Here is a 1575-nt window from a genome sequence, read left to right as displayed (position 1 = left end):
GAATCGTAAGGGTTTTGCGGGGGTGGATTGGCCGCTGTATCAGCTCGTGTTAACATGGTCATTTCATCAGCCACGACCTCAGTCGTGTAACGTGTATTACCTTCTTTGTCCTGCCAAGAGCGAGTTTTTAACTTTCCTTCGATATAAACTTTGTGACCTTTTTTGACATATTTCTCAACCACTTCAGCAAGTCCTCTCCATACAACTATGTTATGCCAATCAGTATTTTCTACTTTTTGTCCAGTGTTTTTATCGGTATACGATTCCGATGTTGCAATAGAGAAATTTGCTACTACGGCGCCATTTTCTAGATGACGAACTTCAGGGTCTTTCCCAAGGTTTCCAATTAAGATTACTTTATTGACTGATCCTGCCATATTAGTTGTTGTATTTATACATTAAAAGTACGAAATCTTGAATTCATATTCATGAATTCTCTTCAAGATATCTGTCAATGATTCGAGGCAATGGATAATCTTGAATATCCTCCATTCGGATTTTGATCCAAGTTTCATTAATTAATTCGGGATCACCGGTTATATGATGGAAAGTAGCATGAATAGTTTGATGGCTTAACTTATGAATTATTTCAGATGACTCTTTCCATTGTTTACTCCATTGCTTTTTATGATTGTCAATCTCATTTTCCTCAATTTCTACTAGCGGAAATTGATACATATTTTGCCAAATTCCCTTTTCTGTTCTTTGTTCAATATAGGTTTCTTCATTAATGTCAAATAGTAAGAAGTGGAAATATCGATCTCGAACTTTATTTTTTTTTGATTTTACAGGTCTTGAATCAATGGTGTTATTTGCTCGAGCGAGGCAAAGATCAATCAAAGGACATTCATTACAATTTGGATTTTTGGGAGTGCAAACGAGTGAGCCAACTTCCATAATCGCTTGATTGTGGGTGTCAGGATTCTTGGATGGAATTAATTCATCGGCTAATTCTTGAAATTCTTTTTGTCCTTTAGAACTATCAATTGGCGTTTCGACATCAAACACTCGACTTAGCAGGCGGTATACATTTCCATCAACAACGGCCGTTTTTTCTTTGAAAGCAAATGAACTAATGGCAGCAGCAGTATAGGATCCGACACCTTTTAATTTCAAAATTTCATCAAAAGTGTTCGGGAATTCACCGTTAAAATGATCTCTAACCAATTTCGCAGAATAATGGAGGTTTCTCGCCCGACTATAATAGCCTAATCCTTGCCAGTCGTTCAGTATTTGTTGTTCCTCAGCATTTGCAAGATCAATGATTGTTGGGTAGTTGGTTATGAACTTTTCATAGTATGCTTTACCTTGTTCGACCCTCGTTTGTTGCATGATTATTTCCGATAACCAAATAAAATACGGGTTATTAGTCTGTCGCCATGGTAGACTTCTCGAGTTTTGTCTATACCATTTGGCTATTAGTAGGTGAAAATTGTGCATTAGGGGAAAAAGGAAAAATTAGTCGTGCAAAAGTAAGTAATAAACAAAAGAGAACTTTAATTTTGCCAGCGAAAGTCAAATTTAAACATCATAAAATCAATAAGATATGACAAAAGCAGATATCGTTGCAGACAT

At 36.2% G+C, this 1575-nt stretch carries 2 protein-coding genes; both read right to left on the bottom strand.

Going from position 1 to position 1575, the window contains the following annotated elements:
• Window positions 1-377: single-stranded DNA-binding protein (locus HRT72_14070; protein ID NQY68836.1), on the bottom strand; the 377-nt coding region annotated here is incomplete at its 3' end.
• A gap of 49 nt (window positions 378-426) precedes the next feature.
• Window positions 427-1440, bottom strand: a complete 1014-nt coding sequence (mutY, locus tag HRT72_14065; GenBank protein ID NQY68835.1) for an A/G-specific adenine glycosylase — start codon at window positions 1438-1440, stop codon at window positions 427-429.
• Window positions 1441-1575 lie beyond the last annotated feature (135 nt).

This window comes from Flavobacteriales bacterium (assembly GCA_013214975.1).
Lineage (GTDB): Bacteria > Bacteroidota > Bacteroidia > DT-38 > DT-38 > DT-38.
Note: the sequence above shows the minus strand (reverse complement) of the source record. Positions and strands in the feature narration are given on the sequence as shown.